Annotated in this window: 24 protein-coding genes; all 24 read left to right on the top strand. The window is 66.2% G+C overall.

Annotated elements, in window-relative coordinates:
* Positions 1-10: 10 nt before the first annotated feature.
* Positions 11-292, top strand: coding sequence for a 30S ribosomal protein S19 (gene rpsS / locus ACIPVB_RS04640; RefSeq protein ID WP_013584011.1), 282 nt, complete (start codon positions 11-13; stop codon positions 290-292).
* A 22-nt stretch (positions 293-314) separates the two neighbouring features.
* On the top strand, positions 315-713 hold the full coding sequence (gene rplV, locus ACIPVB_RS04645; protein WP_013584010.1) for a 50S ribosomal protein L22: 399 nt from the start codon (positions 315-317) through the stop codon (positions 711-713).
* The gene (gene rpsC, locus ACIPVB_RS04650; RefSeq protein WP_400367363.1) at positions 713-1471 is read left to right on the top strand and encodes a 30S ribosomal protein S3; all 759 of its coding nucleotides are present in this window, start codon (positions 713-715) and stop codon (positions 1469-1471) included. The genes rplV and rpsC overlap by 1 nt, the downstream gene beginning before the upstream one ends.
* Positions 1471-1890, top strand: a complete 420-nt coding sequence (gene rplP / locus ACIPVB_RS04655) for a 50S ribosomal protein L16 (protein ID WP_056226254.1) — start codon at positions 1471-1473, stop codon at positions 1888-1890. Before rpsC ends, rplP begins: the two co-directional genes overlap by 1 nt.
* Positions 1890-2204 (top strand): 50S ribosomal protein L29, encoded by a 315-nt coding sequence (rpmC, locus tag ACIPVB_RS04660; RefSeq protein ID WP_058623969.1) that lies wholly within the window; start codon positions 1890-1892, stop codon positions 2202-2204. Before rplP ends, rpmC begins: the two co-directional genes overlap by 1 nt.
* On the top strand, positions 2204-2530 hold the full coding sequence (gene rpsQ / locus ACIPVB_RS04665; protein WP_076673706.1) for a 30S ribosomal protein S17: 327 nt from the start codon (positions 2204-2206) through the stop codon (positions 2528-2530). The genes rpmC and rpsQ overlap by 1 nt, the downstream gene beginning before the upstream one ends.
* 35 nt (positions 2531-2565) lie before the next feature.
* On the top strand, positions 2566-2934 hold the full coding sequence (gene rplN / locus ACIPVB_RS04670) for a 50S ribosomal protein L14 (protein ID WP_013584005.1): 369 nt from the start codon (positions 2566-2568) through the stop codon (positions 2932-2934).
* Positions 2935-2936: 2 nt separating this feature from the next.
* On the top strand, positions 2937-3296 hold the full coding sequence (gene rplX, locus ACIPVB_RS04675; protein ID WP_094736303.1) for a 50S ribosomal protein L24: 360 nt from the start codon (positions 2937-2939) through the stop codon (positions 3294-3296).
* Positions 3297-3298: 2 nt separating this feature from the next.
* The gene (rplE, locus tag ACIPVB_RS04680; protein ID WP_400367364.1) at positions 3299-3889 is read left to right on the top strand and encodes a 50S ribosomal protein L5; all 591 of its coding nucleotides are present in this window, start codon (positions 3299-3301) and stop codon (positions 3887-3889) included.
* 93 nt (positions 3890-3982) lie between these two features.
* Entirely contained in the window at positions 3983-4381 is a 399-nt protein-coding gene (gene rpsH, locus ACIPVB_RS04685) for a 30S ribosomal protein S8 (RefSeq protein WP_013584002.1), read from the top strand.
* A gap of 6 nt (positions 4382-4387) precedes the next feature.
* Positions 4388-4924, top strand: a complete 537-nt coding sequence (gene rplF / locus ACIPVB_RS04690; protein ID WP_400367365.1) for a 50S ribosomal protein L6 — start codon at positions 4388-4390, stop codon at positions 4922-4924.
* Positions 4925-4926: 2 nt separating this feature from the next.
* Positions 4927-5286, top strand: coding sequence for a 50S ribosomal protein L18 (rplR, locus tag ACIPVB_RS04695; protein WP_108317400.1), 360 nt, complete (start codon positions 4927-4929; stop codon positions 5284-5286).
* Positions 5283-5963 carry a 30S ribosomal protein S5 gene (rpsE, locus tag ACIPVB_RS04700; protein ID WP_013583999.1) on the top strand — a complete coding sequence of 227 codons (681 nt, stop codon included), beginning with the start codon at positions 5283-5285 and terminating at the stop codon, positions 5961-5963. The genes rplR and rpsE overlap by 4 nt, the downstream gene beginning before the upstream one ends.
* Positions 5963-6148 (top strand): 50S ribosomal protein L30, encoded by a 186-nt coding sequence (gene rpmD / locus ACIPVB_RS04705; RefSeq protein ID WP_013583998.1) that lies wholly within the window; start codon positions 5963-5965, stop codon positions 6146-6148. Before rpsE ends, rpmD begins: the two co-directional genes overlap by 1 nt.
* A complete protein-coding gene (gene rplO / locus ACIPVB_RS04710) occupies positions 6148-6681 on the top strand; it encodes a 50S ribosomal protein L15 (RefSeq protein ID WP_400367366.1) in 534 nt (177 codons plus the stop codon). Before rpmD ends, rplO begins: the two co-directional genes overlap by 1 nt.
* 109 nt (positions 6682-6790) lie before the next feature.
* Positions 6791-8113 carry a preprotein translocase subunit SecY gene (gene secY / locus ACIPVB_RS04715; protein ID WP_400368183.1) on the top strand — a complete coding sequence of 441 codons (1323 nt, stop codon included), beginning with the start codon at positions 6791-6793 and terminating at the stop codon, positions 8111-8113.
* A complete protein-coding gene (locus ACIPVB_RS04720; RefSeq protein WP_400367367.1) occupies positions 8110-8697 on the top strand; it encodes an adenylate kinase in 588 nt (195 codons plus the stop codon). The genes secY and ACIPVB_RS04720 overlap by 4 nt, the downstream gene beginning before the upstream one ends.
* Before the next feature lies 1 nt (position 8698).
* A complete protein-coding gene (gene map, locus ACIPVB_RS04725; RefSeq protein WP_400367368.1) occupies positions 8699-9538 on the top strand; it encodes a type I methionyl aminopeptidase in 840 nt (279 codons plus the stop codon).
* Entirely contained in the window at positions 9538-10239 is a 702-nt protein-coding gene (locus tag ACIPVB_RS04730; RefSeq protein ID WP_400367369.1) for a DsbA family protein, read from the top strand. Before map ends, ACIPVB_RS04730 begins: the two co-directional genes overlap by 1 nt.
* A gap of 140 nt (positions 10240-10379) precedes the next feature.
* Positions 10380-10601, top strand: coding sequence for a translation initiation factor IF-1 (infA, locus tag ACIPVB_RS04735; RefSeq protein ID WP_013583992.1), 222 nt, complete (start codon positions 10380-10382; stop codon positions 10599-10601).
* 60 nt (positions 10602-10661) lie between these two features.
* Positions 10662-10778, top strand: coding sequence for a 50S ribosomal protein L36 (gene rpmJ / locus ACIPVB_RS04740; protein WP_005050492.1), 117 nt, complete (start codon positions 10662-10664; stop codon positions 10776-10778).
* A gap of 145 nt (positions 10779-10923) precedes the next feature.
* Positions 10924-11298, top strand: coding sequence for a 30S ribosomal protein S13 (rpsM, locus tag ACIPVB_RS04745; protein ID WP_058623963.1), 375 nt, complete (start codon positions 10924-10926; stop codon positions 11296-11298).
* Between the two features lie 36 nt (positions 11299-11334).
* A complete protein-coding gene (gene rpsK / locus ACIPVB_RS04750; protein WP_013583990.1) occupies positions 11335-11733 on the top strand; it encodes a 30S ribosomal protein S11 in 399 nt (132 codons plus the stop codon).
* A 175-nt stretch (positions 11734-11908) separates the two neighbouring features.
* Positions 11909-12898, top strand: coding sequence for a DNA-directed RNA polymerase subunit alpha (locus tag ACIPVB_RS04755; RefSeq protein ID WP_055959305.1), 990 nt, complete (start codon positions 11909-11911; stop codon positions 12896-12898).
* The last annotated feature ends 4 nt before the right edge of the window (positions 12899-12902 follow it).

The raw sequence follows: 12902 nt of genomic DNA on the forward strand, positions 1-12902 counted from the left end.
GTAGAGGAAGATGCCTCGCAGCCTTAAGAAGGGCCCCTTCGTCGACGAGCACCTGCTTCGCAAGGTCGTCTCGCAGAACGAAGCCGGTTCGAAGAACGTCATCAAGACCTGGTCGCGCCGTTCGATGATCATCCCCGCCATGCTGGGACACACCATCGCCGTGCACGACGGTCGCAAGCACATCCCCGTGTTCGTGACCGAGACCATGGTCGGCCACAAGCTGGGCGAGTTCTCGCCCACCCGCACCTTCCGCGGCCACGTGAAGGACGACAAGAAGGGCCGTCGCCGCTAAGGCGACCGAGGAGGAGAGAGAAATGGTGGAGTCCATCGCACGTGTGCGACACATCCGCGTGACCCCTCAGAAGGCTCGTCGCGTCGTCGCCCTCATCAAGGGCAAGCAGGCCGAAGAGGCCCTCGCGATCCTGAAGTTCGCGCCCCAGGGTGCGAGCGAGCCGATCTACAAGCTCGTCGCCTCGGCCATCGCGAACGCTCGCGTCACGGCCGACAAGACGAACGAGTACCTGGATGACGCCGACCTGTACGTGAAGAACGCGTACGTCGACGAGGGCACGACGCTCAAGCGTTTCCAGCCCCGCGCTCAGGGTCGCGCCTTCCAGATCAAGAAGCGCACGAGCCACATCACGGTCGTGCTCGCGACGCCCGAGACCGCCGAAGCGGCCCCGGCTCGCGCCAACAAGAAGGCGAGCAAGTAATGGGACAGAAAGTCAACCCGTACGGCTTCCGCCTCGGCATCACCACCGACCACGTGTCGCGGTGGTTCTCGGACTCGACGAAGGCCGGTCAGCGCTACGCCGACTACCTCGCCGAGGACATCAAGATCCGTCGCCTGCTGACCACCTCGCTCGACCGCGCCGGTGTCAGCAACATCGAGATCGAGCGCACGCGTGATCGCGTCCGCGTCGACATCCACACCGCCCGTCCGGGCATCGTGATCGGTCGCCGCGGCGCCGAGGCCGAGCGCATCCGCGCCGACCTCGAGAAGCTCACCGGAAAGCAGATCCAGCTGAACATCCTCGAGGTCAAGAACCCCGAGGCCGACGCTCAGCTGGTGGCGCAGGGCGTCGCCGAGCAGCTCACCGCTCGTGTGGCCTTCCGCCGCGCGATGCGCAAGGGCCTGCAGGGCGCCCAGCGCGCCGGCGCCAAGGGCGTTCGCATCCAGGTGTCGGGCCGCCTCGGCGGCGCCGAGATGAGCCGCTCGGAGTTCTACCGCGAAGGCCGTGTGCCCCTGCACACTCTGCGTGCGAACATCGACTACGGCTTCTACGAGGCCAAGACCACCTTCGGCCGCATCGGCGTGAAGGTCTGGATCTACAAGGGCGACCTCACCAACAAGGAGCTCGCCCGCGAGCAGGCCAACGCGCCCAAGTCCCGTGGTCGCGACGACCGCGGCGGCGACCGTCGCCGTGGCGCTCGCAACGAGGCCCCCGTGGCAGAAGGAGCGTCGGCGTAATGCTCATCCCCCGCAAGGTCAAGTACCGCAAGCAGCACCACCCGGGCCGTTCGGGCCAGGCCACCGGTGGCACGCAGGTGTCGTTCGGTGAGTTCGGGATCCAGGCACTGACCCCCGCCTACGTGACCAACCGTCAGATCGAGTCCGCTCGTATCGCGATGACGCGTCACATCAAGCGTGGCGGAAAGGTGTGGATCAACATCTACCCCGACCGCCCCCTGACGAAGAAGCCCGCCGAAACCCGCATGGGTTCCGGAAAGGGTTCGCCCGAGTGGTGGGTCGCCAACGTCAAGCCGGGCCGCGTCCTCTTCGAGGTCGCGGGTGTCGACGAGCAGCTCGCTCGCGAGGCCCTGACCCGTGCAATTCACAAGCTGCCCCTGAAGGCACGCATCATCAAGCGCGAGGAGGGCGACGCGTAATGGCGATCGGCACCAAGCAGCTCGCCCCGAGCGAGCTCGACACGTTCGAAGACCAGCGCCTCGTCGAGGAGCTGCGTAAGGCCAAGGAAGAGCTGTTCAACCTGCGCTTCCAGTCGGCCACCGGCCAGCTCGAGAGCCACGGTCGCATCCGTGCAGTCAAGCGCGACATCGCGCGCCTGTACACCGTGATCCGTGAGCGCGAGCTCGGCATCCGCGCCACCCCGGCTCCGGTCGAGGCCCCGGCGAAGGCGAAGAAGAGCAAGGCGAAGAAGGCGGATGCCGCTGACGACGCCGCGAAGGAAGAGGCGGAGTAATGGCTACCGCGAAGAAGGCCGAGGCGCAGGTCGCCGGCCACGAGCACGCCGAGAACGACGTCCGCGACGAGAACGCTCGTGGATACCGCAAGGCGCGTCGTGGCTACGTCGTCAGCGACAAGATGGACAAGACCATCGTCGTCGAGGTCGAAGACCGTGTGAAGCACCCGCTCTACGGCAAGGTCATCCGCCGGACCTCCAAGGTCAAGGCGCACGACGAGACCAACTCGGCGGGCATCGGCGACCTGGTCGTCATCAACGAGACCCGTCCGCTCAGCGCCACCAAGCGCTGGCGCCTGGTCGAGATCCTCGAGAAGGCCAAGTAAGCCTCGCGGCTTGCTTGGAACCCAAGGAGTAAACAGTGATTCAGAACGAATCCCGGCTGAAGGTCGCCGACAACACCGGCGCCAAAGAGCTGCTCACCATCCGCGTGCTCGGCGGCTCCAACCGCCGTTACGCCGGCCTGGGCGACGTCATCGTCGCCACGGTCAAGGACGCGATCCCGGGTGGAAACGTCAAGAAGGGCGACGTGGTCAAGGCCGTCGTCGTCCGTGTCGTCAAGCAGACCCGCCGTCCTGACGGCTCGTACATCAAGTTCGACGAGAACGCCGCCGTGATCCTGAAGAACGACGGGGAGCCCCGCGGCACCCGCATCTTCGGACCGGTCGGTCGTGAGCTTCGTGACAAGAAGTTCATGAAGATCGTCTCGCTCGCCCCGGAGGTCATCTGATCATGGCGAAAATCAAGAAGGGTGACCTGGTTCAGGTCATCTCGGGCGCCAAGCCCGAGCGCGGCGGCGACCGTGGCAAGCAGGGTAAGGTCCTCGAGGTCCTCACCGAGCAGAACCGCGTCATCGTCGAGGGCGTGAACTACGTCACCAAGCACAACCGCGTGGGTCAGTCCCAGCGCGGAACCAAGACCGGTGGCATCGAGACGTTCGAGGCCCCGATCCACATCTCCAACGTCGCGCTCGTCGACCCCTCGACCAAGAAGCCGACCCGTGTCGGTCACCGCGTCGAGGAGCAGGTGAAGGACGGCGTCAAGCGCACCGTCCGCGTGCGCTTCGCGAAGAAGTCAGGCAAGGACCTCTGAACATGAGCACCGTGACTGCCGCGGAGACTGGCAAGATCCAGCCCCGCCTCAAGCAGAAGTACAACGCCGAGATCAAGAAGGCGCTGCAGGACGAGTTCGGCTACGAGAACGTCATGCAGATCCCCGGCCTGGTCAAGGTCGTCGTGAACACCGGTGTCGGCGAGGCCGCTCGTGACAGCAAGGTGATCGATGGTGCGGTCGACGACCTCACCAAGATCACCGGTCAGAAGCCCGTCGTCACCAAGGCCCGCAAGTCCATCGCGCAGTTCAAGCTGCGTGAGGGCCAGGCCATCGGCGCGCACGTCACCCTGCGTGGCGACCGCGCCTGGGAATTCGTGGACCGTCTGGTCAACCTCGCGCTGCCCCGCATCCGCGACTTCCGCGGTCTGTCGGCCAAGCAGTTCGACGGCAACGGCAACTACACCTTCGGTCTCCAGGAGCAGTCCGTGTTCCACGAGATCGACCAGGACCGCATCGACCGCGTGCGTGGTTTCGACATCACGATCGTCACCACGGCGAAGACCGACGACGAGGGCCGCTCGCTGCTCCGCCAGCTCGGCTTCCCGTTCCAGTCGGCTGACGCCCAGTCCTGAACACTCGGGCCCCCGGGATTTCCGGGGGCCCGTCATCGAAGGTCGGCTGTCGCGTAACGGCAGCCGAAACCTCATGAAAGAAAGAAGCAACACATGACGATGACAGACCCGGTCGCAGACATGCTGACCCGTCTGCGCAACGCGAACTCGGCGCACCACGACTCCGTGTCGATGCCGAGCTCGAAGCTCAAGACCAACATCGCCGCCATCCTCAAGCAGGAGGGTTACATCGCCGATTGGAGCGTCGAAGACGCTCGCGTCGGCCAGACCCTCAACATGACCCTGAAGTACGGCCCGAACCGCGAGCGGTCGATCGCCGGCATCAAGCGCGTGTCCAAGCCCGGCCTGCGCGTGTACGCGAAGTCGACCGAGGTCCCCACGGTCCTCGGTGGCCTGGGCGTGGCCATCCTTTCCACCTCCTCCGGTCTCCTCACGGACCGTCAGGCCGAGCAGAAGGGCGTCGGCGGGGAAGTCCTCGCCTACGTGTGGTGATCTGACATGTCGCGTATTGGACGTCTTCCCATCGACATCCCCGCCGGCGTCACCGTTTCGGTGAACGGCCGGGAGGTCTCCGTCAAGGGCCCCAAGGGCGAGCTCCAGCTCACCATCGCCCAGCCTCTCGAGGTGTCGGTCGAGGAGAACCAGGTTCTCGTCACCCGCCCCGACGATGAGCGCGAGTCGCGGTCGCTCCACGGCCTGACCCGCACCCTCATCAACAACAACATCATCGGTGTCACCCAGGGCTACACCAAGGGCCTCGAGGTCGTCGGCACGGGTTACCGCGTCGCTCAGAAGGGCAGCTCGGTCGAGTTCGCCCTCGGCTTCTCGCACCCCGTGCTGATCGACCCGCCCGCGGGCATCACCCTCACGGTCGAAGGCAACAACAAGCTCACCGTGAGCGGCATCGACAAGCAGGCCGTCGGCGAGGCCGCCGCCAACATCCGCAAGATCCGCAAGCCCGAGCCTTACAAGGGCAAGGGCGTGCGGTACGCGGGCGAGGTCGTGCGTCGCAAGGCCGGAAAGAGTGGTAAGTGACCATGGCTGTCAAGACAAAGTCCGTCGCTCGTGCTCGTCGTCACGCGCGTCTTCGCAAGAAGGTCGTCGGCACCGAGCTGCGTCCCCGTCTCGTCGTGACGCGTTCGGCGCGTCACGTGTTCGTCCAGGTCGTGGACGACAGCAAGGGTCACACCGTGGCCTCTGCCTCGACCCTCGAGACCGACCTGCGCGGTTTCGACGGTGACAAGACCGCCAAGGCCCGCAAGGTCGGCGAGCTCGTCGCCGAGCGCGCCAAGGCCGTGGGCATCTCCGACGTCGTGTTCGACCGTGGCGGCAACCGCTACGCCGGCCGCGTCGCCGCGATCGCCGACGGAGCTCGCGAAGGAGGGCTGAACCTGTGAGTGACAACAAGGAGACCGAAGTGACCGAGCAGACTGCACCGGCAGAGGGTGCGGCTGCGGCCACGGCCCCCGCCGAGCGTGAGCGCGAGCCGCGTCGCGGTGGTCGCGAGCGCAACACCAACCAGCGCGACCGTGGCTCGCGCGACCGCAACGAGAGCCAGTTCCTCGAGCGCGTCGTGACGATCAACCGCGTGTCGAAGGTGGTCAAGGGTGGTCGTCGCTTCAGCTTCACGGCGCTGGTCGTCGTGGGCGACGGCAACGGCGTCGTGGGCGTCGGCTACGGCAAGGCCCGTGAGGTTCCTCTCGCCATCTCGAAGGGTGTCGAAGAGGCCAAGCGCAACTTCTTCCGCGTCCCGCGCTCGGGTTCGACCATCCCCCACCCCGTCCAGGGTGAGGCGGCTGCCGGTGTGGTGCTCCTGCGCCCCGCCGCCGCCGGTACCGGTGTCATCGCCGGTGGTCCCGTCCGCGCCGTCCTCGAGTGCGCCGGTATCCACGACGTGCTCTCGAAGTCGCTCGGTTCGTCGAACACGATCAACATCGTGCACGCGACCGTCGAGGCGCTGAAGTCCCTCGAAGAGCCCCGCGCCGTGGCGGCACGCCGTGGCCTGGAGTTCGACCAGGTCGCCCCGGCCCGCCTCGTGCGCGCCGAGGCCGCCGCTCAGAAGGTAGGTGCCTGATGGCCGAGCGTCTGAAGGTCACGCAGATCAAGTCCAAGGTGAGCGAGAAGCAGAACCAGCGTGACACGCTGCGTTCGCTGGGTCTCAAGCGGATCGGCGACTCGGTCGTCCGTCCCGACGACGCGCAGACGCGCGGCTACGTCAAGACCGTCGCCCACCTCGTCAAGGTTGAGGAGATCGACTAATGGCTGCCAAGAAGGACGAGACCGCTACGGTCGACGCCCCGAAGAAGGCTGCGGCTCGTAAGACGGCCGACAAGAACGAAGCCCCTGCGGCGCGCCCCGGCGTGCTCAAGGTCCACCACCTGCGTCCCGTCCCGGGCGCTCGCACCGCGAAGACCCGTGTGGGTCGCGGTGAGGGTTCCAAGGGTAAGACCGCCGGTCGTGGAACCAAGGGAACCAAGGCCCGTTACCAGGTCAAGGTCGGTTTCGAGGGTGGGCAGATGCCCCTGCACATGCGCACCCCGAAGCTCCGCGGCTTCAAGAACCCCTTCCGCGTCGAGTACCAGGTCGTGAACCTGGACAAGCTCGGCGAGCTCTACCCGCAGGGCGGCGATGTCACCATCGCCGACCTGGTGGCCAAGGGTGCTGTGCGCAAGAACGAGAAGGTCAAGGTGCTCGGCACCGGCGACATCTCGGTCGCGCTGACCGTCTCGGTCGACAAGGTCTCCGGCTCTGCAGAGCAGAAGATCGTCGCCGCTGGCGGCTCCGTCAACTGACACCCGACCCCGAGGGGGCCGGCGGCCTTACGGCCGTCGGCCCCTTCTGGGTTAGTCTGCTGGGGTGTGCGCTTCGTCGCGCGCCGAGATCGTTCTGGAGGACTCTCCCTTGTTCAGCGCCATCGCGCGGGTTTTCCGCACGCCCGACCTGAGGCGGAAGATCGCCTTCACGCTGGGGATCATCGCCATCTATCGGCTGGGTGCCCACGTGCCGACGCCGTTCGTCGACTTCCCGAACGTTCAGCAGTGTCTGAATCAGTCCGGTGGGACCGAGGGGTTGCTCTCCCTCGTCAACCTGTTCTCCGGCGGTGCCCTGCTGCAGCTGTCGATCTTCGCCCTCGGGGTCATGCCCTACATCACGGCGACGATCATCGTCCAGCTCCTGCGCGTCGTCATCCCTCACTTCGAGACGCTCTACAAAGAGGGTCAGGCCGGTCAGGCGAAGCTCACGCAGTACACCCGCTACCTGACGATCGCGCTGGCGCTGCTGCAGTCCACGACGCTCGTGACCGTCGCGCGCTCGGGCCAGCTGTTCGGTTCGGCCGGCGTGCCCGAGTGCCAGCAGCTGCTGACCAACGACATCTGGTGGGCGCAGCTGCTCATGATCATCACCATGACCGCCGGCACCGGCCTGGTCATGTGGTTCGCGGAGCTGGTCACCGAGCGGGGTGTCGGCAACGGCATGTCGATCCTCATCTTCACCTCGATCGCCGCCACGTTCCCCGGCGCCATGCTGTCGATCCTCAACGCCCGTGGTGTCGAGGTCTTCCTCCTCGTCCTGGCCGTGAGCATCGTCATCGTGGCCCTGGTCGTCTTCGTCGAGCAGTCCCAGCGTCGGATCCCGGTGCAGTACGCCAAGCGCATGGTGGGTCGTCGCACCTACGGCGGCACGAACACGTACATCCCGATCAAGGTCAACATGGCCGGTGTCGTGCCGGTGATCTTCGCTTCGTCGCTGCTGTACATCCCGGCGCTCATCGCCCAGTTCAATCAGCCGCAGGTCGGGCAGGAGCCGGCGCCGTGGGTGACCTGGATCTCGCAGTACCTCACTCGCGGTGACCACCCGCTGTACATGCTGATCTACTTCCTGCTCATCATCGGATTCGCCTACTTCTACGTCGCGATCACGTTCAATCCGGTCGACGTCGCGGACAACATGAAGAAGTACGGCGGCTTCATCCCCGGTATCCGCGCCGGCCGTCCGACGGCGGAGTACCTCGACTACGTCCTCACGCGCATCACGCTGCCGGGGTCGATCTACCTCGGGCTGATCGCGTTGCTGCCGCTCGTCGCCCTCGCGACGGTCGGCGCCAACCAGAACTTCCCGTTCGGCGGAGCCTCCATCCTCATCATCGTGGGTGTCGGTCTCGAGACGGTGAAGCAGATCGACGCGCAGCTCCAGCAGCGTCACTACGAAGGGCTTCTGCGATGACCGCGCGTCTACTGATCGTCGGACCGCAGGGCTCGGGCAAGGGGACGCAGGGCGTCCGCATCGGCGACGTCCTGGGCATCCCGGTCGTGTCGACCGGAGACGTGTTCCGTGCCAATGTCAAAGAGGGCACCGAGCTGGGTCTCCAGGTCACATCGATCATCGACGGGGGCGATCTGGTCCCCGACGAGCTCACGAGCGCCGTGGTGCGTGACCGCCTCGCGCAGGACGACGCCGCCGCCGGCTTCCTGCTGGACGGTTACCCCCGCAACCTCGCCCAGGTGATGCACCTCGACGAGTTCCTCGAGGGTCGTGACGAGTCGCTGGATGCCGTCATCGCACTGATCGTCCCGCGTGAGGAGTCGCTCTCGCGCTTGACCGCCCGCGCCGCCGAGCAGGGGCGGGCCGACGACACCGAAGAGGCCATCGCCACGCGATTGGGCATCTACGAGCGCGAGACGGCACCGATCCTGAACGTCTACGGCACCCGCGGCATCCTCGACGAGGTCGACGGCGTCGGCAGCCTCGACGAGGTCACCGCCCGCATCTTCGCCGCTCTCGAGGCGCGCGGCATCTCGGCTCGTTGACGTGGGATTGCGTTCTTCCGTCTACAAGAAGCCCGCGCAGCTGCGCTCCATGATCGAGCCGGGGCTGATCACGGCCGACGCGCTGGCTGCGGTCCGCGCCATGGTCGAGCCCGGGGTGACGCCCCTTCAGCTCGACGCCGCCGCGGCCGGCGTCATCGGTGCCCGAGGCGCGTCGTCCAACTTCCAGATGGTGCGTGGGTACCGTCACACCATCTGCGCGTCGGTCAACGAACAGGTCGTCCACGGGATCCCGGACGATCGTCCGCTCCGGGCGGGCGACATCCTCTCGGTCGACGCCGGTGCCCAGTACAAGGGGTGGAACGGCGACTCCGCGTTCACGATCATCGTCCCCGGTGACGCGCCCGAATCGCTGGTGGCACCCCGGCGCCGGCTGTCGGACGTGACCGAGGGGTCGCTGTGGGCGGGAATCGCGGCGTTGAGTCGCGCGGCGCACCTCGGCGAAGTGGGTGCCGCCATCGAGGAGTACATCGAGGAGCATGGCCCCGAGGGGGGCTATGGCATCCTGCGCGACTATGTCGGGCACGGCATCGGTCGCAAGATGCACGAGTCGCCGAGCATCTTCAACTACGCCACCTCCGAGCGGGGCGCGGAGGTGCGGCCGGGACTCGCTGTGGCCATCGAGCCGATGGTGGTCATCGGTGACCAGGCGACGCTGGTCGAGGACGACGGTTGGACGGTCTCGACGGTGGACGGTACCGACGGCTCCCACTGGGAACATAGCGTCGCCGTGCATGATGGAGGAATCTGGGTCCTCACCGCTCACGACGGCGGTGCCGAGAAGCTGGCACCGTTCGGTGTGGTGCCGAAGGAGATCGACTGATGATGGCTGCTGTGCGCAAATCCACGAACTGGTTCGCGATCGGGGTGACGGCTGCGGCGGTGGTCGTCGTCCTGATCGTCGGCGGGGTGGTGTGGTTCGCCAACAGTCAGGCGGCCGGGCCGGGGACCCTTCCCGAGACGTCCGCGGTGAACACCGAGACCGGTGCGATCTCCGTCGGAACGGGAGAGCAGACGGTCGACACCTACGTCGACTTCATGTGCCCGGTCTGCAACTCCTTCGAGCAGGCGTACGGCCCGACGCTCCAGCAGCTCGTCGACGACGGCACCATCACCCTGAACATCCACCCGATCTCGATCCTCGACCGGGCGTCCCAGGGCACGCAGTACTCCACGCGCGCCGCGAACGCCGCGTACTGCGTCGCCGTCGACGACGCGGCGAACATCCCCGGGTTCGTCACGGCGATGTACGCGCAGCAGCCGTCGGAGAACACCTCCGGGCTCGACGATGCGACGCTGACCTCGATCGCGACCACGGCGGGGGCTTCGGATGCCGTTTCCTCCTGCATCGCGGATGGGACCTATTCCAGGTTCGTCGCCGCGATGACGCAGAAGACGCCCGTGCAGCCGGGCGGTCAGGGTGTGGCGACTCCGACGATCGCGGTGAACGGTACCGTCCTCGCGAACCAGACCGACCTGACCGGAGACCCGCAGAAGGACATCGTCGCTCGTCTCGACGGGTGACGACACTCCCGGCGAGTTGCCGGGGAGCGTTCTACCACGTATGCTTGTCCTTTGGTGCGTTGCGCCTTCATTGGCGTGTCGAGGCACCGAATCCCATCCACCGCAGACCGGCCGGTCTGCAACTGAGCGTGAGCGAGTTTATGGCGAAGAAAGACGGTGTCATCGAGATCGAGGGCACGGTGTCCGAGGCACTGCCCAACGCGATGTTCCGTGTCGAGCTGACGAACGGTCACAAGGTGCTGGCCACCATCTCGGGAAAGATGCGACAGAACTACATCCGCATCATCCCCGAAGACCGCGTCGTCGTCGAGCTGAGCCCGTACGACCTCACTCGCGGTCGTATCGTCTACCGCTACCGCTGAGTCCGGCCGAGAAGTAACGAGCCGCGCTCGCGCGTTCGAAGACAGCGAAACAGGAACATCATGAAGGTCAACCCCTCCGTCAAGCCCATCTGCGACCACTGCAAGGTGATCCGTCGCCACGGGCGCGTGATGGTGATCTGCAAGAGCAACCCGCGCCACAAGCAGCGCCAGGGCTGAGCTCCTCCCAGTTCGACATCTTCCCAACTGAATACACACCGGCAGGATCAGATCCCACCCGCGAGAGCGGGCGGGGGACACCTCGGGGCGGAGGCCCGAGCACCGATCCTGCTCCACACCTCCACGACACTCTGAGGAGAGCCGCATGGCACGTCTCGCCGGCGTCGACATCCCGCGCGACAAGCGCGTGGTGATCGCACTTACCTACATCTACGGCGTGGGTCGCACCCGCTCCGTCGAGATCCTGAACGCCACTGGCATCAGCCAGGACATCCGCGTCAAGGACCTCACCGACGACCAGCTGGTCGCCCTGCGCGACCACATCGAGGGCACCTACAAGGTGGAGGGTGACCTCCGTCGCGAGGTCGCCGCCGACATCCGCCGCAAGGTCGAGATCGGTTCCTACGAGGGCCTGCGCCACCGCCGCGGCCTCCCGGTGCGCGGTCAGCGCACGAAGACGAACGCGCGTACCCGCAAGGGTCCCAAGCGCACCGTCGCCGGCAAGAAGAAGGCGCGCTAAGCCGCGGGCTGAGCGTCAGGATTCAGGAGAACGCACATGGCACAGGCCAAGTCCGCCGCGCGCAAGCCGCGCCGCAAAGAGAAGAAGAACATCGCTGTGGGTCAGGCCCACATCAAGTCGACGTTCAACAACACCATCGTTTCGATCACCGACCCCTCGGGTGCCGTCATCAGCTGGGCTTCGTCCGGCGGTGTCGGGTTCAAGGGGTCGCGCAAGTCGACGCCGTACGCCGCCGGTATGGCCGCGGAGTCGGCTGCCCGCCAGGCGCAGGAGCACGGCGTCAAGAAGGTCGACGTCTTCGTGAAGGGTCCGGGTTCGGGTCGTGAGACCGCGATCCGTTCGCTGACGGCCGCCGGCCTCGAGGTCGGCTCGATCCAGGACGTGACGCCCCAGGCCCACAACGGCTGCCGTCCGCCCAAGCGTCGCCGCGTCTGACGCGAGTCGTTCCCGGGGAGTGCTCGTCGCTCCCCGGGAACGCTGCGCTCACGCGTCACAGTTTTCCGGACGCCGATACGCGCCCTCGGGTGCGTCGGCAGCCGGCGAGTACAACTCAACACCTCACCCCATTACACGTGTCATATAGCGGGCACGTGATCGAAAGGAACACATAGTGCTCATCGCACAGCGTCCCACTCTGACCGAGGAGAAGATCGGGGAGTTCCGCAGCCGTTTCGTCATCGAGCCGCTGGAGCCCGGCTTCGGTTACACGATCGGCAACGCGCTGCGTCGCAGCCTTCTGTCGTCGATCCCCGGCGCGGCCGTCACGAGCATCCGCATCGACGGCGTCCTGCACGAGTTCAGCACCATCCCGGGCGTGAAGGAAGACGTCACCGAGATCATCCTGAACATCAAGCAGCTCGTCGTCTCCAGCGAGCGCGACGAACCCATCACGGCGTACCTGCGCAAGACCGGCTCCGGTGAGGTCACCGCCGCCGACATCTCCGCTCCGGCGGGCGTCGAGGTGCACAACCCCGAGCTGGTCATCGCCACCCTGAACGACACCGCGAAGTTCGAGCTCGAGCTCACCATCGAGCGCGGTCGCGGCTACGTCTCGGCGACGCAGAACCGCAACGAGTACGCCGAGGCGGGCCAGATCCCGATCGACTCCATCTACTCGCCCGTCCTCAAGGTGAGCTACCGCGTCGACGCCACCCGTGCCGGTGAGCGTACGGACTTCGACAAGCTCGTCCTGGACGTCGAGTCGAAGGCCTCGATCGCCCCGCGCGACGCCGTGGCATCGGCCGGACGTACCCTGACCGAGCTGTTCGGCCTCGCTCGCGAGCTGAACGTCGAGGCCGAGGGTATCGAGATCGGCCCCGCGCCGGTCGAGACCGTCCTCTCCAACGAGCTCTCGATGCCCATCGAGGACCTCGACCTGTCGGTCCGCTCGTACAACTGCCTCAAGCGCGAGGGCATCAACACCGTCTCGGAGCTGGTCGCCCTTTCCGAGACGCAGCTGATGAACATCCGCAACTTCGGTCAGAAGTCGGTCGACGAGGTGCGCGACAAGCTCACCTCGCTCGGCCTGTCGCTGAAGGACTCGGTGCCCGGTTTCGACGGTGCCCAGTTCTACAGCGGCTACGACGAAGAAACCGTCTGACCTC

Origin of the sequence: Microbacterium sp. NPDC090007, from assembly GCF_044748345.1 — a bacterium.
GTDB lineage: Bacteria > Actinomycetota > Actinomycetes > Actinomycetales > Microbacteriaceae > Microbacterium.

Excerpts from the sequence above, each read along its gene's own strand:
- rpsS (WP_013584011.1), top strand. The coding sequence starts at position 11 with ATGCCTCGCAGCCTTAAGAAGGGCCCCTTCGTCGACGAGCACCTGCTT.
- rpsQ (WP_076673706.1), top strand. The coding sequence starts at position 2,204 with ATGGCTACCGCGAAGAAGGCCGAGGCGCAGGTCGCCGGCCACGAGCAC.
- rpsM (WP_058623963.1), top strand. The coding sequence starts at position 10,924 with ATGGCACGTCTCGCCGGCGTCGACATCCCGCGCGACAAGCGCGTGGTG.
- rpmC (WP_058623969.1), top strand. The coding sequence starts at position 1,890 with ATGGCGATCGGCACCAAGCAGCTCGCCCCGAGCGAGCTCGACACGTTC.
- rplP (WP_056226254.1), top strand. The coding sequence starts at position 1,471 with ATGCTCATCCCCCGCAAGGTCAAGTACCGCAAGCAGCACCACCCGGGC.
- rplX (WP_094736303.1), top strand. The coding sequence starts at position 2,937 with ATGGCGAAAATCAAGAAGGGTGACCTGGTTCAGGTCATCTCGGGCGCC.
- rpsH (WP_013584002.1), top strand. The coding sequence starts at position 3,983 with ATGACGATGACAGACCCGGTCGCAGACATGCTGACCCGTCTGCGCAAC.
- ACIPVB_RS04730 (WP_400367369.1), top strand. The coding sequence starts at position 9,538 with ATGATGGCTGCTGTGCGCAAATCCACGAACTGGTTCGCGATCGGGGTG.
- rpmJ (WP_005050492.1), top strand. The coding sequence starts at position 10,662 with ATGAAGGTCAACCCCTCCGTCAAGCCCATCTGCGACCACTGCAAGGTG.
- rplR (WP_108317400.1), top strand. The coding sequence starts at position 4,927 with ATGGCTGTCAAGACAAAGTCCGTCGCTCGTGCTCGTCGTCACGCGCGT.
- rpsC (WP_400367363.1), top strand. The coding sequence starts at position 713 with ATGGGACAGAAAGTCAACCCGTACGGCTTCCGCCTCGGCATCACCACC.
- rpsK (WP_013583990.1), top strand. The coding sequence starts at position 11,335 with ATGGCACAGGCCAAGTCCGCCGCGCGCAAGCCGCGCCGCAAAGAGAAG.
- ACIPVB_RS04720 (WP_400367367.1), top strand. The coding sequence starts at position 8,110 with ATGACCGCGCGTCTACTGATCGTCGGACCGCAGGGCTCGGGCAAGGGG.
- rplV (WP_013584010.1), top strand. The coding sequence starts at position 315 with ATGGTGGAGTCCATCGCACGTGTGCGACACATCCGCGTGACCCCTCAG.
- infA (WP_013583992.1), top strand. The coding sequence starts at position 10,380 with ATGGCGAAGAAAGACGGTGTCATCGAGATCGAGGGCACGGTGTCCGAG.
- rplF (WP_400367365.1), top strand. The coding sequence starts at position 4,388 with ATGTCGCGTATTGGACGTCTTCCCATCGACATCCCCGCCGGCGTCACC.
- rplE (WP_400367364.1), top strand. The coding sequence starts at position 3,299 with ATGAGCACCGTGACTGCCGCGGAGACTGGCAAGATCCAGCCCCGCCTC.
- rpmD (WP_013583998.1), top strand. The coding sequence starts at position 5,963 with ATGGCCGAGCGTCTGAAGGTCACGCAGATCAAGTCCAAGGTGAGCGAG.
- rplO (WP_400367366.1), top strand. The coding sequence starts at position 6,148 with ATGGCTGCCAAGAAGGACGAGACCGCTACGGTCGACGCCCCGAAGAAG.